Source organism: Oceaniferula flava (assembly GCF_016811075.1).
In the GTDB taxonomy this organism is placed as follows: Bacteria; Verrucomicrobiota; Verrucomicrobiia; order Verrucomicrobiales; family Akkermansiaceae; genus Oceaniferula; species Oceaniferula flava.
Map to the genome: position 1 here is coordinate 308,065 of NZ_JAFBGL010000001.1, position 24,894 is coordinate 332,958.

A 24,894-nucleotide genomic window follows, 5' to 3' on the forward strand; every position below is an offset into this window, starting at 1 on the left:
GTGGTGCTCAAGATGCCTGATTGAGACTCAGGCCGGCGAAGTAATCCTCGCCATATTCTTCTAACCACTCGTCCATTTGCTCCTGTCTCCAGAAGTCAGGTTCATCGAAGGCGGCGGGGTCAAAGTAGGGGTAGGAGGCGAACCATTTGTCGGGAACCGGTTCACAGCGCAAGCCGGATTCATCGACTGATTTGCAGTAGCGCTGAAGAATTTCCTCCACCGGCTTGTCAGGCATTCCGACCCGTTCCAGCCAGCAATACCATTGTTGCTTGAGGTAAAGGTTATCCCAATTGACAAACTGGAAGTGCATCAGCCCGTGTTGGGTCTTCAGCTTGAGCCGGCGCCTTTTGGGGAAAGGCGGCACCAGGGAGAAGTGGGCGAAGCCCGGTTTGTAGTCGGTCTTGCCATCGTCGCAGAAAATCATCCGTTTGGTGGTGCGGTCCCACCTGGATTTGTCGCCGTGGCGGTATTGCTCGGTGCTGCGCCATAGCTGGATCCACCAGAGGGCGAGTGAATCGCCAGGGCGGAGCTTGAGGATTTCATGTCTGAGAAAGTCGTTCTCGTAGCAGTCCGAGGTGAATGCTTCGTCGGCATCGATCACGATGAAGTGCGTGCCGCCAATCTCGCGACCGGTTTTCAGCATTTGAGAACGATTGCCGAACTCGTTGTAGGACTCGCCGTCGATGTCTCGGGAAATGATCTTTTCGATGTTGCAGGACTCCTGCAGCGAGCGGGCAATCTCCAAGGTGTTATCGGTGGAGGCGTCATCGAGGAACACCAAGGCATCGGTAACTTCCGCTGCGGCGCGGATGGCAAATGCGATTCGGCTACCTTCGTTGCGTGCCAAAATCAGCCCGACAATCTTCGGGTTCTTGTGCGCAGGTGGAGGGTTGTAAAATAGCTTCTTGAAAATGTTGGCCATATTTTTAAACCCTCATGTCAGGGGTGGGGATTATTGTGGCATAGCGGGTATGCTGGGGCAATGGGAAATCGGTTGGGCTAGGTCATTGGCCTTGTTGTGTATGGCGGAGAGTGTTTTCTGTTTGTTAGGAAGGGGGCTGGGTGTCATGTATTCTACGCCTCGGTTAGTTGGAATAGTTCATCGTTTTCTTGAAAACGTCAGCTAGCTGGTAACGGCGAATTTGAGCATCCCTTCTGAGGCTCTCACGAATCGATTTTACCATGCGAATGCATGGGTGTAGGTCATGCTTTTCGACTATGCGAGTCAACACCGCCTCTTGTCCTGAATATGCCGCTACGAGCAATTCAGTCAGCGATGGCATCGATTCCTTCCCCATCACTCGGAGAAGTTGAATCATGAACCTTTCCACCTCGAGGGAAACGAGTTCAAGCACTGATTTATCCTTATGCGGAGTTGCAAAATCGATATAATAAAAGCTCTCAGCATCGATCAATATATTATCAGGGTGGAGGTCGGAGTGAATGAGCGAAGCGTCGGATCTTTGCAAAGACAGGCGGTGGCGTGCCGCATTACTTTGCAGGATCTGTCTAATTCGAGGATAAATCTCAGCCTTGGAAGTATGTCTGCTTATGAAATCTGCTAGGGTCTCGGTCTGAATGTAATCCATCACTACATGAGGATTCTTTAACTGTGGCAAGACACGGTGATACACGCCCGGCACAAAAAAACCATGAGCCCTCCAGTGCAATAGTCCAAGCTTCTCTCTGAGAGATGCTTCGTCACCATGTTCATGAAGATACAGCTTCACCAAGTATGTGGTGTCCTTTTCCTCAAAGAGATAGAATGCAGTATCAGAGTGCTGCGCTGGTGAGAGCCGAGCCAGCTGGATGCTGTGATTCGTTCTGTTAGTTGGTTCAGTAATTGCATCCATGGGTGGAGGCTGGAGTGCTCGTTTCTTGGTATCCAGTAAAAAAGTCATCGAGATGATATGCTGGTCTCGTCGATGAGCAGTTGCAGTCCCATCTGGGATGGATGGTTCGAATTGGTAAAGGCCTGATCAACAGTTCCTTGGCTTCGCATAGTGAAGGCTTTTAGCTAGTTGTTGGTTCGAAGGTGTCACGGGTATGGGCTTGACAAATTCTTGCGGTTGGCTTTTTTCAAATGTCCCGTTTTGGGAAACCAGACTACATCCACTATTATGAAACTACCCGTCATCAGTGCCACAGTGATCAGCTGTGCCAGCGTGTTCACCACTCCTGCGCAGGCAGGGGAGAGTTCATCCAAGACTGTCATCGTCACGCCTCCGGCTCCTGAGTGCTCCACGCGCCAGATTCAGCCGCTATTTTCCCGCTACGCCCAGACTTCCAAAACGTGGACTCTGCGTGCCAGCCATCGTTCCTTTGAGGACGCCAAGCTGCAGGAAGTGGATGAATTCGATGGCTCACTGAGCGACGTCGAACTCACCGTGCCTCTGAGCGAGAGCTTGCAACTGCGTGTTTACTACCCGTTCAACACCAACGGCGATGCCCGTGAGGTGAGCAGCGGCCAAGAAGTCGAGATTGATGGCAACGGCGGTCTGTTGGATTTCCCCAGCCTGACTCTCGATTGGCAATTCAAACACGCCAGCTCTCCCAGCGACAGCAACATGGCAGTTTACTTCGGTCTGGGCAACGTGCGCCAGAACCTGGAGGGCGAAAACCAGGTGACCAACCGGGTCGACCGCATCAACCACCGTGGCTCCATGGCGAGCTTCGGCTTCAAGATGGACCAACAGCTGAACAACTGCTGGACCTTCGTGGGCAACGTCGGTGGTCGTTACTACTGGGATTCTGACGACATCCACCCAGACGGTGGCAGCGACAAGTTTTTCCTCATCGACGCCTCCGCCGCTTTCATCTACGCCCCACAAGACGCGTGGATTTACCCGATGGTTGAGCTCGTTTACCAAGGCAGCTTCGATAGCTACAGCAGCCTCCAGGTGGTGCCTCAGGTGATCATTCCGGTGTGCGACCATCTCGATGTGAACTTGGGCGTGGCCCTTGGATTGCTAGACGACAGCCCAAGCACCGACGCCCGTGCGCAGGTGACCTTGCGCTTCTAGTTCTTCGTGCATTTCCGCCTTCGATTGGTTACGAATCGCGGCTCATTCGAAGATGAACCAGCGAACCGACAACACATTGGAGCGAGGTGACACCATGCATTTACAGGTCTTGGAATCGGAATCGTCCGATTTCAAGACCTCTTGCGTTGTAGACTGTGGTAAAAACCTGAGGCATCTTCCCGGACGCCGAAACGTCTGGCAGGCGGTCAGTGAGGATCGCGAGATCTTGGTCAAAGTCTACGACCCGCACCCCAAGCAGCAGCGCGATGTCTCCCGCGAATGGGACAATGCCAAGCGCCTGGCCGAGGCCCAGTTAGAGGTTCCACAGCCACTGTTTCTGGTGAAATCCGAGAGCGGGCAGATTGCGGTCGGCTTCGAATGGATTCCCGATGGGGAAACGGTCGACCGCACCCTATCTCACGCCGAAGCCACGGAGCGGGCTAAGATTTTCCAGCAGTTAGTTTCTCTGCACGAGCGGCAACATGCCGCTGGTATTTTGCAAAGCGACGACCATCTGGGTAATTACCTTTGGAGCCGTGGCCAGCTTTGGATGCTGGATGCCGGCACCTGTTTATTTTCTGACGCGCCACTCGAGGAGTCCAAACGGGTGGAAAACATGGCGGTGCTCGCGGCGAATATCCCACTCGGCCTGCGCCAGACATACGATGCTGCGGTGGCCGAGCACTATGGCCTGTCGCTCACAGGACTGGTCGATGCCATACCGAGCTCCATCCAGAACCGCGCGCGCAAGTATTACAAGAAAACCCGGCGGTCGTGCAGTGACTTCGAGCACCACAAGGAAAACGGCAAAGAGTGGCTGGCCTGCCGTGATTTCTCCAGCAGTTTGAAATCTCGCTTGCAGGAGGACCCGGACCAATTTTTCACCGACACCTCTTGGCTCAAAGACGGCAACACCTGCACGGTGGTGGAGGTTAAAGAAGGGGAAACCTCCTACATTCTCAAACGCTATAACGAAAAATCGCTGAGCTACCGCCTACGCCACGCCCTCTTAACACCTAGAGCGCTGATGAGCTGGAGCAATGGCCACGTGCTGCGGCTGTTCGGCGTGCCCACGCCACGCCCCCTTGCCTGCCTGTTAGTGCGCAATGGACCTCTTTTGAAAAAAGCCTATCTGCTAATGGAAAAGGCAGACGGTGCCGCGCTCGATCAGATTTCGGAGGAAGACCTGGACCGACAGATGCCTGTCATTGCTGATCAGTTTGTCCAGCGGTGGCATGAGCTCGATGCCCTGCAGGTGACCCACGGAGATATGAAATCCGGGAACTTCATGTTCAGCGAGGACGGGCTGCTCAGCCTGATTGACCTCGATGGCACAACCTTCCATCAAACAGCCGCGGCCCACCAGCAACGGAAGGAAAAAGACCTGGCTCGCTTCCTCAGGAATTGGGAAAAGCGACCCGACTGGATCTCCGCCATCCGAGCCAAGCTGGACGCCAGTTCTTAAGCTATGCCGACTTCGGCTTGCGCGTGGCCGCGATCTGACGGGCGATGGTTTTGGCCTCGGGAGTGAGTTTTTCAATGCCGAGGTAGCGTTTCAAAAACCACAGGCAATCTCTTGCCGGCCACTCAGGAATGCGACGATACATTTTCTCCAGATCGTTGGTGATCAGCTTGGGTGAATTCACGCCGGGGAACTTGGTGCGTTCGAGATCGATGAGGCAGGCGTGGAAATCATCGGGGATCACAGCCTTGCCATCGATGATGGGGATGTTTAGGTAGATGTGTCTGCCGTAGAGGGCGTTGTGGATGATGCCGGCATCGTGCATCTTGCGGATCACTTTTTCAATCGCATCCAGCATCGCCAATCGCTGCGTGCGTGACGGCCAGGCGGTTTTTTCGAAGCATCGGATGAGATCGTCCAGCGGCGTCATGCCCGCCAGCTCCTCGGAGACGATGATGCACTGACGGTTGCCGTTCTGCTTGCGGCTGGCGAAGTGGATGATGTTCAAGGTGGGCACACCGGCTTCTTGCAGTCGCTGATAGTTCCGCCATTCCAGCTCGAAGGTCAGCACCTTCTTCATCTTCAGCAGAAGGTTGTTAGGGAAGTGGTTTTGCTGGCGCTTGAGATAAACCGTGCGCCCGTCGGCCAGCTTGATTCTGGAAACGTGACTCCAGGACGATTGGTCGTCGTTGCCTCGGAAGTTGCCTTCCTCCACCAGTTCCTTTTCCGCATTCCACCACGATTCGAAATCAGTGTAGCCCGAGGCTTCGAGGTCGGACTGCCAATCGGGGCTGGTGTAGGTAGTGTGCGGCATGGGCTGTCTTTTACATCTGATCTTGGCCGCGAATCAATGAAAGAAAATGTCAGGTGGGCAAATGTCCTAAGGGCCACTGGTGGCGATGGGTCACCGTGGGCTAGCGAGACTCGTTCTGCTCCAGCGATTGCTGCATCTTTTCTAACATAATGCTGGCAGCATTGTCCTGATACGCATTCTCCGCCCATGCCAGCGCCTGTGCTTTGAGATCCGGGAGGAGTGGGAGCGATTGCCGGATTGTCTCCGCCAGTTCGCTCGGCCTGATCTCGGTATGTAGTGGCGGGCAGCCGGCGTCTTGCACGTGGGAGGCGTAACCGCAGTTCTCCGTGCAGAGCACAGGCAGGCCGTAGCTCAGCGCTTCCAGTAGCACCATGCCGGCGGTTTCTTGTCGGGCCGGATGAACCAGCAGGCTGGCACTGGCCATGAGCCGCGGCACATCGTCGCGTGGTCCGAGCAGATGCACCCGATCCTCGATCCCCAATTGTTGGGCTTGCTTGCGATAAGGGTCAGCCTGATCTTGTCCGCAGACTACGAGGTGCAGGTTGTCTTGTTTTACCTCGGCGAGCGCATCGATCGCGCGATCCAGCCCCTTGCGTTGGAAATCCGAGCCGACAAATAACAGCATCTCGCTGTCGGCTGGGAGATTCATGGACTTCAGGGTCGCTGCCTTGAGATCTGCCGCAGACTGGCTGAATGGTTCCGTCTTTTTCAGCCACGGCGGCAGCAGGGTCATCTGCGTCTCGGGGATGTGGTAGAATTCTTGATAAGGCGGGATTTCAGAAGCGGCGAGGAAGAAGAGGTGGGTGGGGGAGTCCGGGCCGAAGACTGCGGCTTCGTTGGCGTGGAGGAAGCGGTAGCGTGGTAGCAGACGCAGGATGGCAGGCTTCTGACGGGCGAACTTTTCTGCGTAGCAGGGGTCGCCACAAAAGTGAAAATCGCACCCCGGCACCCGACTGAAACAGATGGTAACATCGAACTCCGCCATGATTTGCTGGCAGGCGCTGGCAAATTGGGCGGACTTCTGGTGATTGCTTTGGCCTCCGCTGTGCAGCTCGCGCACCTCGATGTGCTGGGGTTTCGGCCCCTCCCAAGTCGCGACCACTATAGCCACCTCATGTCCGGCTTCGAACGCCGCCTCAGCGAGTCTCACCGAGTCCCGCTGGAGGCCTCCGTAGGGGAAATATCGCTGGAGAAAGATGGCTAATTTCATGAAATCGGGTGGCGAGCATCCATCTGAACTCAAGCTTTGCCAAGATTAATTCCTCCCGCAAGCCTTGACCTCGATCCGGAAGCAGGGTCTGCTGTGGCCGGATGATTGAGTTATCTGCCGAGATGCGTGATAAATTTTCCGGTGCCGATGCCTTTGATCAGGTGATGGCACTGGAAGGTGAGGTCTACCGTGCCAAGGAGGGCCGCCGCACCCTGCTCTTCGAACACGGGGGAGAAGAATACTTTGCCAAAATCCACCACGGCATCGGCTGGGGTGAGATTTGGAAAAATCTGACAAGCTTCCGACTGCCGGTCACCGACGCCTCCAATGAGTGGCAGGCGGTGGATCTGCTGGAGAAATCCGGCGTCGCCACGGTGAAAATCGTGGGCAAGGGAACACGGGGCGTGAACCCGGCCAAGCGGGAGTCCTTTGTCATTATGGAGGCGCTTACCGAGCGGGTGGAGGTGGAGGATTTTCTCAAGGAAATCCCCCACAGCTTGAGCCTGGAACGTCAGCTGGCACTGAAGCGGGCAATTATCCGACAAGTCGCAGACGCCGCCAGACGCATGCACGGTGCTGGTATGAATCATCGCGATTTTTACCTCTGCCACTTTCATATCATCGATCGTGATTGGTCTTCCTGGACACCGGATGAGCCGCTGCGTCTGCCGTTGATCGATCTTCACCGCGCGCAAATCAGAGCCAGCGTGCCACACCGATGGCTCGCCAAGGATCTGGGAGCGTTGTTATTTTCCGCCCTCGACTGCCCGATCACCGACCGAGATTTGGTGGCCTTTCTGCGGGTGTATCTGGGCGCCGACTGGAAACAGCAGCTGGAAACGGAGACCTCTCTGTGGACGGATGTGGTCAAGCGTGCCAGGGGCTTTTATCGCAAGCACCGCGGACGCGATGCTCAGCTTCCGGGTGCCTTCGGTCGTCTGCCTTAGGCGCTAAGTTCGCGCTTTACATCATCCGCCATGGTGGCCGGAAGTTTCGCGAGGTAGCTCTCCACCAAGTCGGGTAATTCGGCGTCGCGGATGCGTGCGATGTCTTCGTCATAGCGCAGCGGAGTGCGCAGGTTGTGCGCGCGCTGTTTGGCAGTGAGGGGCTTGCGGAAAAAGCGGACGTCGGTGAAGTCGATCAGGCCGAAGCCGGAGTCCATTTGTAAGATGTTCCCCAAATGCATGCCGCCGAAGAGGATGCCCTTTTCGTGGAGTTCGGCGATGTACTGGCAGAGCGCCTGCATGTCGATTTGTTGAGGGGTTTTCTCTAACAATTCGCGGATGCTGGTGCCGGGCAGGCCACGGTAGGTGACGAGGCGGACGTGGCTGTTTTCCAGTCGCGCCACACGAATGATGTCCGGCACCGTGATGCCGCGCGCCTTAAGTTGCTGCGCATTTTTTACAAAGCGCTGGGCGTAGGGACGCAGGGTGGACGAGGAGAAGAGGCCTTTTTTGCGTGCCCAAATCTTGCTGATGCTGCCATCGGGGTGCAAGACCACCGCCGGGTAGCCGCTTTTCTGGTCGATCGCTCGGCCGTTGGCGCAAAGCTCGTCCAGCTGGGCTTGGGTGATGGTTTCCATGGTCGGGGCGGGGGCTCAGACGTCTTCTTCAGCGGGTAATCCCAGGCTTTCCAGCATGCCGGCGAGGTTGCGCTTGGAGGTCGTTTCGAACATCCGCTTGGTGGTGACGGCGCAGTGGCGCCCCTTGAGTGCGAATGCCGGTTTGATGCCTGAGAGCTTGATGATTTCCTCACCCTCGGCATCCGGGGTGACGTCGAGCGCAAGGTCGAGCGGGGTATTGCCTGTCTGATCGAGTCGACGGATGGCATTGGCCGCGATATGTGGCGGCTCGCTGGGGTCCAGGCGAATGTGCTGGCTGGCACTCGGATCGATGGCGTGCTCGCCCACGGTGATGATTTCCAGATCGCGACGGTAATTGCGCAGGCGTGCCAATTGTTCGGTGATCTCTGCTGAGTCGGCGGTGGCCTGTCCGGTGAAGAGTAGCACCTTGAACGACTTTGAGGCTGCGGGGAGCAGGCCATCGTTTTTCTGCTTGTGAACTCCGACGATTTTTAACGGGCGCTTGGTGCCGACTTTCCAGTAACCATGCATCCACAGCACATCGGCGGGGCTGGTGGCCATGATGCGCTGGAAGGCTTCGGCACAAAGACTCGAGGTCACGGTGGCATTGGTCCGTGCCGCCTCGGAAATCTCCACGGCGGGGTGAATTTGCACGCGCCACTTGCCATGCGCCACGGTTTCCATGGAGATCGGGATGATCGGCGCGCCGGTGCGGCGGTGCAGCAGGGCCGGAAGGTTGGTGAGCGAGCCGAGTTTGCCGAAAAAGGGCACGGACATGCCGTGCTTGCTGGCATTCTGATCGGCGAAGGCCCCCAGAACGCCGGCCTTCTTCAGGTGCGCGATGGGAGTGAAAAAGCCGTCTTTACGACTGAAAAGTTTGGTGCCTGTTTTTTGTCGACGACGTTTGACCAAGCGATCCAGCAGCGGGTTCCCCAGCGGGCGATACAGCCCACCGAAAGGGGTGAGGCCTGAGATGATGAGGTGCATCTGCACCAGGATTTCCCAACTGCCCATGTGTGCGAGCAGGAGAATGGCTCCTTGGCCGTCTTCGCGGGCGTCACGGAGGTTTTCGATGCCGACGATGTCCATGCACTTGTTCAGCTCCTCAGGCTGCATGGTGTTGCCTTTCAGTGAGGCGATGAAGTTGGCTCCGGAGCGCCAGAAGGTCTTGCGTGCCAGCTGCTGGATTTGCTCCAGACTCAACTGATCGCCAAAGGCAATTCTGAGATTGCGAACGACGATTTTTTTCCGACCGGGAAAGAGAGCACCGCCAAGCGTGCCGATCATTCCGCCGATGACACACACCAAGGGCATGGGGATCGGTTTTAACGCCAGCTCCAGCCCACGGTAGATACCGTAGGAGAGGTAATTGCCCAGGCTGACGGGGCGCTCTTTTTGTGTGGCTTCACCCATGGGCAGACCTTGGTTAGGCGCTTTGCTCGATGTGCGGAATCGCTGCTAACAGTTTCTGGGTGTAGGCGTGCTCGGCGTGGTTGAACACCTGCTCCGCTTCGCCATATTCCACGATTTTCCCCTTGTACATCACTGCGATGTTATCCGCAATGTAGCGCACCACCGAGAGGTCGTGGGAGATGAAGATCATGGTGAGTCCGAGGTCCTTGCGGAGCTCGAGTAGGAGGTTGAGAATCTGCGATTGGATGGAGACATCGAGCGCACTGACTGGCTCGTCCGCGATGACGAGTTTCGGCTCGGGTGCCAGAGCTCGGGCAATGGCAATACGTTGCCGCTGGCCGCCGGAAAATTCATGCGGATACTTCTTCATGAACCGTTGGTCCAGTCCGCAGCGTTCCATGAGGGCGACGATTTTGTCGTTCAGCCCCTGTCCTTTGAGCTGCGGGTGTCGCTGGTTGATCGCTTCGGCCAGTGTCGAGTAAATCGTCATCCGCGGGTTGAGCGAGGCGTAGGGGTCCTGGAAGATCATCTGGAAATCCAGTCGGCGTTTTCTGACCTCGGATTGCGGCAGGGTGGACAGGTTCTGGTCCTCGAGCACCACGGCACCGGATGTTGCCGGAATCAGCTGCATGATGGTGCGTGACAGGGTGGACTTGCCACAGCCGGATTCTCCCACCAGACCAAGGATTTCGCCCTGATTGATACTGAGAGAGACGCCGTCGACAGCTTTGACCACATCGGTCACTTTTCTGATAACCATGCCCTTGCGCACGGGGAAATGAGTCTGAATGTCCTGAAGTTCCAAAAAGGCCATGCAGCGTTCTAAACTCCAAATGGTAAAAACCAAATACCAATTTGGCTAAAATACCACCACTTGGGGGTCGGTATCATGCCTAGTTGCAGCGACCGAGCGAGGGCACGGGAGGAAAGTCAGGGCATTACGGTGCCACGGGGATCATAGGGAACTCCGCGTCAGACCATCCACTTGGGTGCTGAAAAGGTAGCTTAGGGAAGGTGTCGGCCTCTTAATCGATGCGGCTCTCCGAGGGGGAGTTAGTCGAGGGCTGTCTCTTTGGCCTCGTTATAGCTCAGCCCCATACCGCGATCGTTGTAGAAAGTATCTGCCTTGATACGGAGATCTAAAGGAGGAAGGTTGCGCCCCTTCCACGTCATCTGAGCCCAGTGTTGAGGGGATGTGTTCGGGTTGTGGTTCTCTGCGTGGGCGAGGATACATTTGAAGAACTTGGTATTTCCATCCGAATCATAAAAGATCACGATGTCCCCAAGTGCGTAAGGGATGAATTCGCCATTTTTGTTCAGCCCGTCGACGTTTGGGGTATTTTGGTAAGTTGCATTCCAGACGCTAATGCTCCTCCAGTCGATGTCGTCAGGAAACCCACTGTTTTTAAACTGGATGGTGGGGGCTGCTTTCTGGACGTTTTCTCGGTGAGTGATCTTACTCCCGTCTCCCAAACTAGTGTAATAAAGGTCGCGTCCTTTTGGATAAATATTCTTTTCAAATAAAATCTCAGTGTTGCTATTTCCGATCTTGAAAAAACCGGCCGGAGCGTCTGGCGTAACACTCAGGGTATCGTCTGCATCGGGAACAGAGATGTCGCCGTAGACGTTATTTGAGAAAATGTAAGGGGTGATTCCGTCACCTTGCCACATGTAGCCCATGGTCGTGCGACTCATGCCATAAAAATTATTCCGCATGATGACTGGTTTATCTTTGCTGGGCGATGTTCGGCCGGTGAGCTTGGCGGAATTGGCATCGCGATAGCGGAATTGGTGGAGAGCGCCATTGGTGCTCATGAAGATATTGTTCTGCACCGTGACTCCTCCTTCGACAAAGGAAAATTGGTGCATGTTATCCTGAAACCGAGACTGGAATGGGTGACGAAAGAAGGTGGCGGAACCGAGCGAAACATTATTTTCAATGACCGAGCCTTCCGCCAGATTGTCCGTTTGCAGGCACTCCGCTCCTGTGAAGACTGAGATGTTGTTTTTGAGGGTTAATCGGGTGATGTCTTGGTTATGAGCTTTGGTCGAGTAAGAGATGTAAAAGGCCTCTCCTTCGCCAAACCCTGCAAAGCAATCCTGAATATCGACGTCCACTTCGCCGGGGGTTTTGGGGTTATCTGTTTTGATGTTAAATGAAGCAAAGTAGCCTCCCCAACTGGCGACATAGTCGACTTTGACCGTTTTAAAGTGGTGGATGCGGACGCCATTACCGTAATTTTTGTGGTAGATGATACCTGACCATTTGGGATTTCCCCACAGGCCGTAGCGTTCATAGTAGGCGCCTGAGCCAAGGTTTTGACCCGCGTTGTGCCCTAGATAGTCGGCATGTCCGGTCTGCTTGGCGGCATCATATTTTCCGGTCAAGTGGAGGTGTTGAAAATTGTAGAGCTCAAGTGCTCGATAGTGGTTGTTCTCGTGGCTGTTTCCCCAACGCACCTGACCTCCAAGATTGGTAATGATGGTGGGGGTTTCTGCCGTGCTCTGACAACCTTCTCCATTGATAAGAATGCGCTCGTAGTCACCGGTGTAGATGAGGATTTTTTTACCGATGGGCAATTCGACCTTTAGGTGGTTTGTCCCTGCGGCGGCGTAGATATCCTCTCCCTTGTCGGTGTTCCCCTTGAAGAAGATATAGTCTCCTTCATTTACACTCGGCCAATACCGGGCGTCTTCCGTCGTGGCGTAGCGGTTCAATGTGGTGTCCGGCGTGTCTTGGGCCAAGGCGCAGGAACAGAGGAGAATGTAGAGGATGAATTGTTTCATGAGGTTAGGGATAGGATGACTCATCTCTGCTGATGTTGCATTTATAAAGAGCGAGGTCTCTTTAAAACCCTCTGAAAATACACTGATTGTTAGTCTGCTGTGCGTTTTCTCTGGAATGTTACGGGTATGCTTTCTGTTTCCTTTGTAAAAACTGTCGAGAAATTGTTAGTTTCATTGAAGCTAAACTCAGAGGCGGTTTTGCTCACTGGTTTCTGTAGTAAGGAAACTTGACCTTCTCAATCCTCAGGCGACCGATGGGGTCGCAGCCAGTGGTGATGAAGGTCAGAAAGGAAACGAGAAAGCAAAATGAATGGGGAGAAAACAGGGCCCCAGCTTTCGCGTGCTTCTAGTTCTCGATGATTGTTTGCGTGTTAATGCGAATGAAGCCCTTGTCATCGGAGAGGGGGATGGAGGCCGAGACTTTCTCAATGCCATTTGTCCAACCCAGTGAGCTTTCCGTAAGCCCGTTGCCATCGAGTTGCCAGACTTCCGATGTGACCGACGGCGCCCAGCTGGCAAAAACATCAATGCCCGTGATCGATGGGTCGCGCCGATAGAAGGTGACGACAAAGTGATCGCCCTCTTGGTGGCTTGTGAGGGTCGGTTGATCGCTGGCCATGGGATTGGTCGCCAGAGCCCACTCCATCAGGTTGTTCAATGAATCGCCATCAGGGTTTCCCGAGTCGCTTGTATCCGCATCCTCGGAAGCTCCGGCAAAGTTCTCTGCCACCCATTGCGTGTAGGGATCGACCGTAGCTTGCTGGGAAATAGAAATACTGGCCTCGGTGATGGTCGAAACCAGAGGCTCGGTGGTGCTGTTATAACGCTGCGCCTGATACAAAAAGTGGCCATTTCCGAAATAGTCAACGAACTCACTGCCACTGAAAACCCCACTGATGATGAGTGGTGAAGTATTTCCTAAACCCGTTAGAGTGAATTGATAGCCGTTGACATCAGCGACGAGTGTTACTTCGAAGCCATCGTAGAGTTCATCGTTGCTAGCGGAATCGCCAGTTTCACCGACATCTTGAAAGGAGTCGGTATAAATGGAAATGTCTGAACTGGTGTTCGTGGGGCTTAGCTGAATGAGCATGGACTCACCCTCACTTTCCCCCCATGTCGTATAATCCGACATTCCGAAGCGAATCCCGTTGGCTTTCAGGGTGCCGGAAATGCCCGATACAGAGAGCTTCATGACGACTCGATCGTCATTGGTCAATGGTCGACCGTTGAGCTCATTGATCGTCTGCGTGCTCACAATGCCACCATTATTGTAGTTCACAAGAGGGCTGAGATAGCTGAGTTCACCGGGAGTCCCCGACACAGTGCCTTCGCTGCCATTGTGGATGATGGTCGTGTTGTCCGGCGAAGCATCGAAGACGCTCGCGGAGGGGACAACGGTCATCAATACCGTTGCCGGTGCACTGTCCAATGCCCCATCGTTCACGGTGAAGGTAAAGCTGTCGGTGCCCAGATATCCATTTGCTGGGGTGTAGATCAGATTGGGTGCCGTTCCAGACAACACACCGTGAGCCGGTTGAGAGTTTAGCGCATAGGTGAGCTGATTCTCCTCAGCATCGGACCCTGCTAGAACGATCTCGGAGGAGAGTCCGGCGTCAACGGTGAGGGTCGATTGATCGGCGGTGGGTGCCGTATTCGCAGCATCCATGACCACGATATTATCGATGGCCGGGTCGCCGTAAGCCCACTGCTTTTTCTTATAACGGAAGCGCACCGAAACGTGTGAGTTGCCTGCGAATGGTGTGAGGTCGACCTCGGCCTTCCGCCATGCATCTAACTCGTCAGACTGCTGTTCGCCGGATAGGGTCCAGACACTATTGGTCCAAACCGTTCCGTCAAAAACATCGACATCTAAGGTGCCGATATCGTTGCCAGTCATATGGTAGTCAAACTGCATAACAACTTGAGTCTCGTTAGTGAGGTCGAAGGCGCAGGCCAGTGAAGTTTCCGCATGCTGACCTCCGTCGTGTCCTTCAACTAAGAGGTATTGGTCTCCCTGGCTCGCCTCGCTTGGACCGGTGCTAACTGAGTCGGTATACCCGCTCCCTACGGACCAATCGAAATCGTCATCATACGATTGTTGCCAGTCGCCGATGCCATCTTCAAACCCTTCGAAATAGGGGAGTGTTTGCGGAAGTCCGCCATTGAGGTATAGATCCATCTGTTCCCGCATGGCGTTATTGATGCTGCCATTGGAGAAGTTAATGTTGACCCAGGAATCATAAAGAACGATGCCGTCGACGTTGTTTTTCAGGGCAGCTTCCAGTCGTGTTCCCGTTCCGTATTTATCATTATGATTACACTCGGAATCCCAAACGGGTAGGTTCTTGGCTTTTGCCAAGGCAATGAAATCATCCCATTGATCATGGTTGAAGCCGAGATTGTGGGTGGTCGCAACGGTAATGTTATCGCTGATCCCGGTCGTCTCAAGAACTTGAATGCTAGCTGGTATCCCCCAGACACATGGTCCAACTTGTTCTGCTCCGTTGAGATTATTTTCAAGGGTGGAGTAGATGGTGTTGATTTGGTCAACACTCCACAATACGTCGCTTTTTGCGTCCTCGTTGAAGGCATTAATCCACTTGCAGGGATATTCATTGGCGAAGTCCTGGATCGTATTGATCAGGGTTTGTGTAGCCACTGGATCGTCCTTCACCGGGTAGAGTCCGGCGGCTTCCAAGGTCCCACAGGCAATCCGATGACCACCTGAACCTTGTGCCGGATTGGCAAAGATATGGAATCCTTGTTCGACTGCCTGCTCGAAAAAGTAGGTGAACATCGGCTTGTTCGGATCAGTTCCAGCGGGGAAAATGGGAACCCGAATTCCGTTTACGCCCATCTTGTGAAAGCCGGCCAGTAAATGATCGGCTTGAGCTTCAGTCGTCACCAGATTTCGGATAAAGGCCTGCTTGGCATCCCCAATCACATAATCCATGTCGTTTGCGAACATGGAGCCATAGGCAGACCATGTTGTTCCAAATGTGATTAAAGATGCGCATATGATCTTACTTGTGCCGTTCGTTTTCATGAAGTGATTGGTCACCTATCGGGATGTGGGCGGCTGACAAGGCTCTTTTTTTTGAGGCGTTTTTGTGGCTGCATTTTGACCCATTTGCAGCGAACTCGAGGAAGGCGAAATGGAGTGCGGCCGGGTTCGGTTAAGGCTAATAACCACGGGGGTTGTAGCCTTATTCAGGTGTGCTGATATGCTCCCGTTAGGAAGAGCGGTATTGCAAAACAAGGGGTAAAACATGAAGCGATTTCATCGCTGTTGACGCCGGTGCTTAGCGTCGATGACATGATTTATGCTTGTGCTCATTTCGGTGTCAGGAGGGGTGAGTGAGCTTCTTTTTCTGACGGTGGCAACAACACAAGTAAGGCGTATTTCTCCTTCATCTGTTCTACGCGAATTGCTAATTTGCTAGCCTGCCCCTATATTACTTCATGATCAAAATCCACGCACTCGTCCTACTCCTCACCCTTTGCTCCGCACAAGCTCGAGAAATCCCTTACGATTTCGTTACCTACGACACCGTCCGCCAATATGTGAAGGAACACCCCGTCGAATACGATACTTGGCTCCGAGTCTACGTGTATAAAGTCAAATCTGGTGCTGGCGTTACCCACCCCAGAAAAGGGGCCATTTACTCGAACAAGGATGAAAGCCAACAACTAGCCAACATGCTCTCGTTCTACGCCGAAGTTAGAGAAAATAAAGGGCAAAGCCTTCACAGCGTCACAGACAAATTCATCGTCTTCAACTTCCATAAGAAAAACACACAAGCTCAACCACCCATCTACCGCACCAGACCGTAATGGTAAAACAATGGACTGTGTTTTAATGCGTGTATCAGGGGGCAGATACGACACTTATCAAAAGCCCATGGCATCCATGTCGAAGACCACGGTGACGTCTTCCGGAGCCGGGGTTTGATCGAGGATGGCGCGGACGTGGCGTGAGAGCTGGCGGGCGGAGGCTCCGAGGATCATCATTTGAAAGCGGAACTGGCCGTGGGCTTTGGTCAGGGGGGACGGTAGGGGATCGCCTAACTTCATGCCCTTGGGAAGATCGCTGGCGAGCCGTTTGTGCAGGTTTTGCAGGGTGAACTCGGCACGGCGTTCGTGGCCTGACCGGGTGCCTAACACCGCGCAGTGGGTGAAGGGTGGGTAGCCGAATTGTTTGCGGAAATCGAGCTCCTGTTCGGCGTAGCCTGGGAAGTCGTGGTGGCGGGCGTATTGAATCGAGGGAGAGTGCGGGGTGTAGGTCTGGACGATGACTTCCCCTTCGAGCTCGCCACGACCGGCGCGACCGGCAACCTGGGTGAGCAGCTGGAAGGTGCGCTCCCCGGCACGGAAATCGGGGATGTGCAGGCCGAGGTCCGCATTGAGCACGCCGACGAGGGTGACGTTGGGGAAGTGCAGACCTTTGGCAATCATCTGAGTGCCGATGATGATGTCGATCTTGCGTTGGTGGAAGGCGCGGAGGGTGTCCTTGAGGGCGTTTTTGCGCCTCATGCTATCGGCATCGATTCGGGCCAAGCGCGCCTGGGGGAATACCTTTTTCAAAATCCCCTCAACCTGTTCGGTGCCGTAGCCTTGGAAACGGATGCCCGGATCGCCGCACTCGGGGCACTTCTTCGGGGTGATCGCCTGGTGGCCGCAGATGTGGCAGATCAGGCGTTCTTCCTTGCGGTGATAGGTGAGTGGCAGGGCGCAGTGGCGGCACTCGCAGACGTGTCCGCAGTCGCCACACTGCAGCGATCGGGCAAAGCCGCGTCGGTTCAGGAAAAGGATGACCTGCTCTCCCTCGGCGAGTTTTTTCTCCATGTGACCACGCAGGGGATCCGAGAGAATGTTAGGGGCTCCCTTGTGCTTGCGGCCTTCCACCCGCATATCGATCACGCGGATGATCGGCAGGCTCTGTCCGTCGGCGCGCTCTTCCAGCTTGAGTAGCTGATACTTGCCGCTCTGGGTGTTTTGAAATGATTCCAACGAGGGCGTGGCGGAGCCTAACAAGACGGCGCATTTTTCCAAATGCCCGCGCAGCACGGCGAGATCGCGACCGTGGTAGCGGGGGGATGTTTCTTGCTTGTAGGAGTTCTCATGCTCCTCATCGACGATGATGATGCCGACCTCGGTGAGGGGAGCGAACACGGCACTGCGTGCACCGATGACCACCCGTGCCTTGCCGGAGCGGATGCGGTGCCATTCATCGAAGCGTTCGCCCTGGGAGAGGTGGGAATGCAGCACGGCCACCTGATCCTGGATGGAGGCAAAGCGGGACTTGAAGCGCTGCACGGTCTGCGGGGTGAGGGAGATCTCCGGGAGCAGGACGAGCACGCTTTTTCCTGCATCAATGCAATACTGGGCCGCCTGCAGGTAGATCTCGGTTTTACCGGAACCGGTGACCCCGTGCATCAGCATCGGTTTTTCCGGCTGCTTGATTTGTTTCAGCACCTCCTGCATCGCCACTTCTTGTCCGGGGTTGAGCTTGAGGGGTTTGTCCTCGATGAACTCCTCGCCTTGGTCGGGGTCGCGGCGGACGGCTTCCTCAATGACTTTCACGTAGCCATTTTTAGCCAATGATTTCACCGAGGCGGCCACCGATCCTCCACCGAGGTCAGCGAGCGCCATTTGTCCTCCGGCGGAGTCTAACAATGCCAGGATCAGGTGCTGGCGGGGAGCGCGCTTGGAGAGTTTTTCCAGTGTCTCATCGTCCGGTTTGGTATCGATGCAGACCACCTTGCGGGTTTTTTCCGAGTGGCTTTCCTGTCGCACCGCCTCCGGCAGCAGTGAGCGCATCACCTGCTCCATCGGCGCGCCGTAGTAATCGGCAATCCATTTTCCCAGCTCCATGAGCTTCGGAGTGATCAGCGGTTCGGGATCGATCAGCGCATCCAGCGGGCGCAGGCTGAACTTGGTGGGCATCTTCTCGGTGATGTCGAGAATGGTGCCGGTGGACGACTTGTTACGCAGGGGCACTTTCACCCGGCAGCCGGTGACCGCCGCCATTCCCTCGGGGATGGCGTAGTCGAAGACAAGCTCGGATGGGCCGTCGATAAGAACACGGGCTGCTGGCACGGGGGGTATTTAAGCTCTAAGTTTTAAACTCCAAATACCAAACTTCAGAAAACAGCAAAAAAGATGTCACCTTTCCTCGCCGCCGCGCCAATAGGGGGTGAAGATGATGCAAGCTTTAGATACAAAACCCATGACTGACCATTCAGATCGAACGTCCTTTGCGATTCTGGTGAAGGAGCACCACCGCAGCCTCCTGACCTACGCCACCGCGCTGACCAAGGAGAGCCATACCTCTCGTGATATTGTGCAGGACGCCTTTGTGGTGGCTTGGCGGAATCTGGAAACCTTTGATGTCACTCGTGACTTCGGCTCGTGGATGCGGGGGATCGTTAGAAACAAATGGCGCGAGTCACTGCGCAAGAATGCCCGCCAGATTGCGCTCGATGAAGAGACGCTGGAATGCCTCGAAGCCGATGCCAAACAGTGGGACGACCTGCGCGATCAGGGTGGCGTTTTTTCCAAACTGGAAAGTTGCCTGAAAAAGCTGCCCGACACCCTCTCGGATGCGGTCAAGGCCTTCTACTACGAGGAGCAAAGCGGTGAAGAAGCCGCCGCTGCTCTGGATCTGCAAAGCTCCACCCTACGCAAACGCCTCGAACGCGCCCGCTCCGGTCTGCGCGACTGCCTCCAAGCCTAACACCTAATTTTAAAACTAAATAATCACCATGAAAAAAGAAGACCAAATGATCGACGCCCTGCTCAACGAGCACGCCCGCAAAGGCTCTGGCGACGATGTTGAATTTCTCACCGATCTCGAAGCCCGATTGGATGCCGAGAAGAATGTCACCAGTATGCCGACCTCAAGCTCCTCTAACAAAGGCCGAGGCCCGGCGATCGGCGTCGGCATCGCCGCAGCTCTAACTATCGCGGCCGTGGGATACTACGGCTGGAAAAGCGATCGCGACCGTGACCTCGCGGTGAACGACAGTCAGGCTGCCACCGAGCAGCTGCAGGAAGCCCCGGTTTCCTATTCCGCGCCCCCCGAACCCAAGCCCTCCTTGCTGCCTGCGGCAGAACAGAAAAAGGCGAAAGATACCCTTGGAGTGGCCAAGGCCGAGGGACGTATCCGCGCGGCGAGGATTGCTGAGGTGGAATCGACTATGGCAGAAGATGCGGCTCCGGTTCCTCAAGCAGCTCCAGTGCAGCCAAGGGTTCTGAAACCTCGGCCTATGACCAGAAAGCCTTCTGCTCCTTCCTCCAGCATGGCAAAAATGCGCGGACAAGGTGCCGCTGGAGGAGCCGGAGCCTATCGCTTAGATCTTCCTAGTAAAGCGCGGGAGATTGGAAATAGCGATGCTTTCGGCGATGGTTGGGGGAGCGAGCGCAGACGTGACCATTTCCACGGTCGTCCCGCCAAGGCCCCAGGCAATCGCTACGGCAAACTCGTCGACAACAGCTTCCTCTCGCCATGGAAGGCCCCACTTTCCACCTTCTCCGTGGATGTCGACACCGCCTCCTACACCAACATGCGCCGCATGATCCAGAGCGGTCAGTCGGTTCCCAAGGATGCAGTGAGGATCGAGGAAATGATCAACTACTTCAGTTATGATTACCCGCAGCCGGTGGGCAAGCATCCGTTTTCCGTGAATGTGGAAACGGCCTCCTGTCCGTGGAATGAAGAGCACCGACTGGTCAAGATCGGTTTGCAAGGCAAGGACATCATCCGTGAAAAACGCCCGGCCGCGAACCTCGTGTTCCTGCTCGATGTCTCCGGATCGATGAACGCCCAGGATAAGCTTCCGCTGTTAGTCGATTCCATGAAAATCCTGCTCAAGGAGCTCAATGGCGACGACTCGGTAAGCATCGTGGTCTACGCCGGGGCACAAGGATTGGCGCTGCCACCGACCTATGTGGATGAGGACGGACGCAAGACGATCTTGAAAAAGCTCAACAACTTCCGCTCCGGGGGATCGACCAACGGTGGCGCCGGCATCACGCTGGCCTACAAGATGGCTAAAAAGCACTTTGTTAAAGGCGGAGTGAACCGCGTGATCCTCGGCACCGATGGCGACTTTAACGTCGGCCTCACCGACCGTTCCAAGCTCGTCTCCATGGTGGAACGCGAGGCAAAAAGTGGAGTCTATCTCTCCGTGTTAGGATTCGGCCAAGGCAACCTGAACGATGCCATGCTCGAAGCCATCACTAACAAAGGAAACGGCAACTACTCCTACATCGATTCCCTCCGCGAAGGTCGCAAGGTCTTCCTCGATGACATGATGGGCAACATGGTCACCATCGCCAAGGACGTGAAAATCCAGGTTGAGTTCAATCCTGCGAAGGTGAAGAGTTACCGCCTGATCGGCTACGCCAACAGAATGCTCAAGGCGGAGGATTTCAAAAACAAACTGATCGATGCCGGCGAGATTGGGGCAGGTCATACCGTCACCGCACTGTATGAAATCGTCCCCGGCAACGCTGCCGAATCCGCACCGGTGGTGGACGACCTGGAGTATCAGAAAAGCAAAAAGCCTGCGCCGAAACCAGCCGACCGCGCTGTGGTGGACAGTCCGAACCTGCTGACCGTGAAGCTCGCCTACAAGGGCCCGGAAGCCTCCAAGGAAACCGAAAGCACCTACTTCAGGACCCGCGTGATCGATGGAGGCAAGAGCTGGAAGGACGCCAGTGACGACTTCAAATTCGCCTCGGGAGTGAGCCTCTTCGGTATGCTCCAGCGCGGAAGCGAACACGCCGGGCAGGGGAGCTATCAGCTGGTGCGCAAGCTAGCGGAACAAGGTCGCGGCAAGGATGAAAAAGGCCACCGCACCGAATTCTCTGACCTTGTTAGGAAAGTAAAGTAGGACGACTTTGCAAGTTGTCGGCAAACTAGGCAAATACGTCGTGCATGGGCTGATTATACCTAGGGTTGCCGACAAGTTAAAAACTTGTCCTACCTTACAACCTCCGCAGTAGAAAACTCCCCAGCTTCGCCATCGCTAACCTCCACCACGATCTGATGCCTTCCCAATCGCGTGTGACACGCTCGGAGAGCATCAGGTCGTTTTGCCATTGGCGGTCGAGTTCGGCCACCACCTCATCGTTGAACACCACCAAGCCGATCTCGCGGTTCATGAGCACGGAGAGAATATCGAAGTTTGAAGACCCGATCACCGCAATGTGGTCGTCCACCACCATGGTTTTAGCATGCAGCACCGGCCCGAGGTATTCCCTCAGCGAGATCCCCCAACTTAACAGCTGCGGATAAAAACCTTCGCGTAACCAATCGACCACTTTTACGTCCGAATCCCTCGGCAGCAGTAACTTGATATCCACGCCTCGTTGTTTCGCTTTGTTCAGGGCGGCGAGCAATCGTTTGGGGGGCACAAAGTAGGGCATCGTCATCTTGATCGACTTCTCTGCCCGAGCGAGATTCACCGAGAACATCCTCCGGATTTCCTTGCTGTCGCGCAGTCCCTGACTGCCGACCACCACGCAGCGGCAGCCTCCGGAGCGGTCCAGTCCGTCGCCGTGCGCTTGCTGTTCATCATCGGACAAGGGGTGGGGGGCGGGTCGGTGGAAAATCTTCTCCTTGGTCGCGTATTGCCAAGAATCGATGAACAGCTTGTTGAAATCCTGTGCGGCCGGTCCGATCACGCGGCAGTGGGTATCGCGCCACGAGGAATCGCTGCTCGCTTCCTCCGACCAGGAATCGGCGATGTTCATGCCACCGGTGAAGGCAATGGCGCCATCAACCACCAAGTTTTTCCGATGGTTTCGGCCAAAAATCCCACTGCGCTTGCGCCAGAATGCCACGGGTCGATACTCCACCACCGTCACTCCGGCATCGTGCATGTTAGCCCACTGCATCTGATCGGTTTCCAGCGAGCCAATCGAATCATAGAGCACCCGCACGGGGATGCCCTCGCGTGCCTTGGCACTCAGCGCCTCGGCGAACTTGCTGCCGGTGCCATCTGAGAAAAACATATACATTTCCAAGTGCACGTAATGTTTGGCATCGCGGATTGCCCCGAGCATGTCGGCGAATGCGCGGTCACCTTCGAAGTAAACTTCCACTGCATTGCCATCGCTGGAGCCGCCGGTCTGACCGCCGGAAATTTCGCGCTCGATGCGAGATTTCCAGGCACTCAATTTCGCAGAGACGCGTTGTTTCACTCCCTGGGATATACGGCTTGTTGGGTCCTTGGCTGCTTGAGGCACGCAGTGCTTATACGCTAATTGAGATAGAAAACCAGTAAGCCTTGCCAAGACCCGCTGCTGTGCTATCTCAGTTGCGCGTATGAGAACGAAATTGCTGCCACTTCTGTTACTGTTGTTTACCTTCGCGGTGCCCACGCTGCACGCTGCTGCCGGCGCGCATGCCAAGCCGGAATTTGTCGAACGGATGGAGCATTTTCCTGCTGAGGAAGAGGCCGCCGGGATGAAGGGGATTGGAGAAATCCTCAGCCACCGTGCCTCCGAGCAGCCGTTCCTGCTAGTGGCGACGATTATTTTCGTCCTCGCTATCACGCACACCTTCTTCGCTGTGCCGCTGACCAAGTATTCGCACAAGTTGCAGCATGAACACGATGCGATGATCCGCCGGGAAAAAGAAGCCGCCGGTGAGTCCGCCACCGCGCAGGACATGGTCAGTTTCAAGGCGACATTTTTCCACTTCCTCGGAGAGATTGAAGCTATCTTCGGAATCTGGGTGATCGCCCTGATTGCCGCCATCATCGGATTCTACGATGTGGATACCGTGAAGAGCTACATCACCACGGTGAACTTCACCGAGCCGATGTTTGTGGTGATCATCATGGCCCTCGCCTCCACCCGCCCCGTGCTTCGCTTTGCCGAGAGTGCGCTAAGTTTCTTCGCCAAGTGGGGCAAGGAAACGCCCTCCGCCTGGTGGCTTTCCATTCTCATCGTGGCCCCCATTCTTGGTTCCTTCATCACCGAGCCGGGAGCCATGACCATCGCTGCGATGTTGCTGGCGAAAAAGTTCTACAAACTCAAGCCCAGCCCCAAGCTCGCTTACGGCACGCTCGGCCTGCTGTTCGTGAACATCTCCGTCGGGGGTGTGCTGACAAATTTCGCGGCACCGCCGGTGCTGATGGTGGCCCAGAAATGGGGGCTGACCACTCCTGAGATGTTCATGCATTTCGGGGACAAGGCGATCATTGGTATCTTACTTTCCACGGGGCTTTATTACGGTGTATTCCGCAAGGAGCTGGCCAGCCTGTCAGGCAGATTGGAAGATCACGATGGCGATGGCAAAGGTGATCTGCAGGATGACCACAGCCGCACGATCCCACTGTGGATCACGCTGACGCACCTGTTTTTCATGGCATGGACAGTGTTCTTTGCCCACACCCCCGCGCTCTTCATCGGTGGTTTCCTATTCTTCCTCGCCTTCCGTCAAGGCACTGCCCATCACCAGTTCAAGATGGAGCTGAAAGGACCGATTCTGGTGGGCTTTTTCCTGGCTGGTCTGGTGATCCACGGTGGTCTTCAAGGATGGTGGCTGGCGCCGATCATTACCAGCCTCACCGAGTGGCCACTCTTCGCGGGCTCTGTGTTACTGACCTCGTTTAACGATAACGCCGCCATTACCTTCCTCGCCAGTCAGGTGAGTGGTCTTGGGCCAGAGCTGAAATACGCTGTGCTCGCCGGTGCGGTCTGTGGTGGTGGTCTTACCGTGATTGCCAACGCACCCAACCCTGCCGGTCAGGCCCTGCTCAGCCGCTTCTTCGGCGATGGTGTTTCACCCGGTAAGTTGCTGATGGGTGCCTTTGTCCCCACCGTGATTGTATCGCTGGTGATGATGCTGTTCCCGGATGCCACGGTCGACCGCATTTTCGATAAGGAAAAACCACTCGTCGAAGAGGTCGAGGAAACACCTCAGCGTGGTTTGGTTTCTCCCGAAGCCGATCCAGACGTAAAGGCTGACGCCGAATAACTCTCGTTGGAACCATGTTTACCGGATTGATCGAAGCCACGGGCAGGGTGTTGTCACTCGAGCCCCGTGGCGAGCAGGCGCGGCTGGTGATTGAGCTGCCATTCGCCCAAGAGCTCGCCGACGGCGAGTCGGTGGCGATCAATGGTTGCTGCCTCACCGTGGTGGAGAAAGACGCCACGTCGGCCAGCTTCGACATCCTACGCCAGACGCTGACCGTTACCTCATTGGGCGGTTTGCAAGTGGGTTCCTTGGTCAATCTGGAGCGTGCCATGCTCGCAGGGGGGCGTTTCGGCGGTCACTTTGTGCAAGGGCACGTCGATGCCACCGGGGAAATCATCGATCTCTCACCGGTCGGTAACGACCATCGTCTGGAAATCTCACTGCCTCCGGAAATTCATCAACTCTGCATCGATAAAGGCTCTCTGGCGATTGATGGCATCTCGCTCACCATCGCCGAACTCACCGATACCAGCGGCGTCTTCTGGATCATCCCGCACACCATGCAGGAAACCCATCTGCAGCAGGCACAGGTCGGCCAAAAGGTGAACTTGGAAGCGGACGTCATCGCCAAGCACGTGGCGAAGCTAGTGGGCAAGTAAGGGCTTTTT

General features: G+C 55.4%; 19 protein-coding genes. 8 read left to right on the forward strand and 11 right to left on the reverse strand.

The window, feature by feature from the left end:
* Positions 1-7: 7 nt before the first annotated feature.
* Both JO972_RS01350 and JO972_RS01355 read right to left on the reverse strand, forming a co-directional pair.
* The gene (locus tag JO972_RS01350; RefSeq protein ID WP_309488188.1) at positions 8-922 is read right to left on the reverse strand and encodes a glycosyltransferase; all 915 of its coding nucleotides are present in this window, start codon (positions 920-922) and stop codon (positions 8-10) included.
* A gap of 163 nt (positions 923-1,085) precedes the next feature.
* Positions 1,086-1,853, reverse strand: a complete 768-nt coding sequence (locus tag JO972_RS01355; RefSeq protein WP_309488189.1) for a BUD32 family EKC/KEOPS complex subunit — start codon at positions 1,851-1,853, stop codon at positions 1,086-1,088.
* 267 nt (positions 1,854-2,120) lie between these two features.
* Between JO972_RS01355 and JO972_RS01360 the strand changes: the two genes are divergently transcribed.
* Entirely contained in the window at positions 2,121-3,023 is a 903-nt protein-coding gene (locus tag JO972_RS01360) for a hypothetical protein (RefSeq protein ID WP_309488190.1), read from the forward strand.
* Positions 3,024-3,117: 94 nt separating this feature from the next.
* The gene (locus tag JO972_RS01365) at positions 3,118-4,488 is read left to right on the forward strand and encodes a phosphotransferase (RefSeq protein ID WP_309488191.1); all 1,371 of its coding nucleotides are present in this window, start codon (positions 3,118-3,120) and stop codon (positions 4,486-4,488) included.
* A gap of 1 nt (position 4,489) precedes the next feature.
* Here the strand turns inward: JO972_RS01365 and JO972_RS01370 are convergent, their stop codons facing one another.
* Positions 4,490-5,299: a lipopolysaccharide kinase InaA family protein gene (locus JO972_RS01370; RefSeq protein WP_309488192.1), complete on the reverse strand. Its 810-nt coding sequence runs from the start codon at positions 5,297-5,299 to the stop codon at positions 4,490-4,492.
* A 100-nt stretch (positions 5,300-5,399) separates the two neighbouring features.
* Positions 5,400-6,509: a glycosyltransferase family 4 protein gene (locus JO972_RS01375; RefSeq protein ID WP_309488193.1), complete on the reverse strand. Its 1,110-nt coding sequence runs from the start codon at positions 6,507-6,509 to the stop codon at positions 5,400-5,402.
* A gap of 101 nt (positions 6,510-6,610) precedes the next feature.
* On the opposite strand from JO972_RS01375, the gene rfaP reads away from it, so the two are divergent.
* On the forward strand, positions 6,611-7,456 hold the full coding sequence (gene rfaP, locus JO972_RS01380; protein ID WP_309488194.1) for a lipopolysaccharide core heptose(I) kinase RfaP: 846 nt from the start codon (positions 6,611-6,613) through the stop codon (positions 7,454-7,456).
* On the opposite strand, the gene JO972_RS01385 is transcribed toward rfaP, so the two are convergent.
* The 5 genes from JO972_RS01385 to JO972_RS01405 all read right to left on the reverse strand — a co-directional run bounded on the left by JO972_RS01385 (position 7,453) and on the right by JO972_RS01405 (position 15,247).
* The gene (locus tag JO972_RS01385) at positions 7,453-8,091 is read right to left on the reverse strand and encodes a BUD32 family EKC/KEOPS complex subunit (protein WP_309488195.1); all 639 of its coding nucleotides are present in this window, start codon (positions 8,089-8,091) and stop codon (positions 7,453-7,455) included. The genes rfaP and JO972_RS01385 overlap by 4 nt on opposite strands.
* Positions 8,092-8,106: 15 nt before the next feature.
* Positions 8,107-9,504, reverse strand: a complete 1,398-nt coding sequence (locus JO972_RS01390) for a lysophospholipid acyltransferase family protein (RefSeq protein ID WP_309488196.1) — start codon at positions 9,502-9,504, stop codon at positions 8,107-8,109.
* Positions 9,505-9,517: 13 nt separating this feature from the next.
* The gene (locus JO972_RS01395; protein ID WP_309488197.1) at positions 9,518-10,264 is read right to left on the reverse strand and encodes an ATP-binding cassette domain-containing protein; all 747 of its coding nucleotides are present in this window, start codon (positions 10,262-10,264) and stop codon (positions 9,518-9,520) included.
* Between the two features lie 293 nt (positions 10,265-10,557).
* Positions 10,558-12,222: a hypothetical protein gene (locus JO972_RS01400; RefSeq protein ID WP_309488198.1), complete on the reverse strand. Its 1,665-nt coding sequence runs from the start codon at positions 12,220-12,222 to the stop codon at positions 10,558-10,560.
* 415 nt (positions 12,223-12,637) lie between these two features.
* A complete protein-coding gene (locus JO972_RS01405) occupies positions 12,638-15,247 on the reverse strand; it encodes an Ig-like domain-containing protein (protein ID WP_309488199.1) in 2,610 nt (869 codons plus the stop codon).
* Positions 15,248-15,756: 509 nt separating this feature from the next.
* Between JO972_RS01405 and JO972_RS01410 the strand changes: the two genes are divergently transcribed.
* Positions 15,757-16,128, forward strand: a complete 372-nt coding sequence (locus tag JO972_RS01410; protein ID WP_309488200.1) for a hypothetical protein — start codon at positions 15,757-15,759, stop codon at positions 16,126-16,128.
* 57 nt (positions 16,129-16,185) lie between these two features.
* Here the strand turns inward: JO972_RS01410 and priA are convergent, their stop codons facing one another.
* Positions 16,186-18,393 carry a replication restart helicase PriA gene (gene priA, locus JO972_RS01415; protein WP_309488201.1) on the reverse strand — a complete coding sequence of 736 codons (2,208 nt, stop codon included), beginning with the start codon at positions 18,391-18,393 and terminating at the stop codon, positions 16,186-16,188.
* Between the two features lie 130 nt (positions 18,394-18,523).
* On the opposite strand from priA, the gene JO972_RS01420 reads away from it, so the two are divergent.
* The gene (locus JO972_RS01420) at positions 18,524-19,030 is read left to right on the forward strand and encodes a sigma-70 family RNA polymerase sigma factor (RefSeq protein WP_309488202.1); all 507 of its coding nucleotides are present in this window, start codon (positions 18,524-18,526) and stop codon (positions 19,028-19,030) included.
* 28 nt (positions 19,031-19,058) lie between these two features.
* On the forward strand, positions 19,059-21,191 hold the full coding sequence (locus tag JO972_RS01425; protein ID WP_309488203.1) for a vWA domain-containing protein: 2,133 nt from the start codon (positions 19,059-19,061) through the stop codon (positions 21,189-21,191).
* A gap of 94 nt (positions 21,192-21,285) precedes the next feature.
* On the opposite strand, the gene JO972_RS01430 is transcribed toward JO972_RS01425, so the two are convergent.
* The gene (locus JO972_RS01430; protein WP_309488204.1) at positions 21,286-22,548 is read right to left on the reverse strand and encodes a phospholipase D-like domain-containing protein; all 1,263 of its coding nucleotides are present in this window, start codon (positions 22,546-22,548) and stop codon (positions 21,286-21,288) included.
* A gap of 79 nt (positions 22,549-22,627) precedes the next feature.
* On the opposite strand from JO972_RS01430, the gene JO972_RS01435 reads away from it, so the two are divergent.
* Complete coding sequence (locus tag JO972_RS01435) at positions 22,628-24,286, forward strand: putative Na+/H+ antiporter (RefSeq protein WP_309488205.1); 1,659 nt, start codon at positions 22,628-22,630, stop codon at positions 24,284-24,286.
* 14 nt (positions 24,287-24,300) lie between these two features.
* Positions 24,301-24,885 (forward strand): riboflavin synthase, encoded by a 585-nt coding sequence (locus tag JO972_RS01440; protein ID WP_309488206.1) that lies wholly within the window; start codon positions 24,301-24,303, stop codon positions 24,883-24,885.
* The last annotated feature ends 9 nt before the right edge of the window (positions 24,886-24,894 follow it).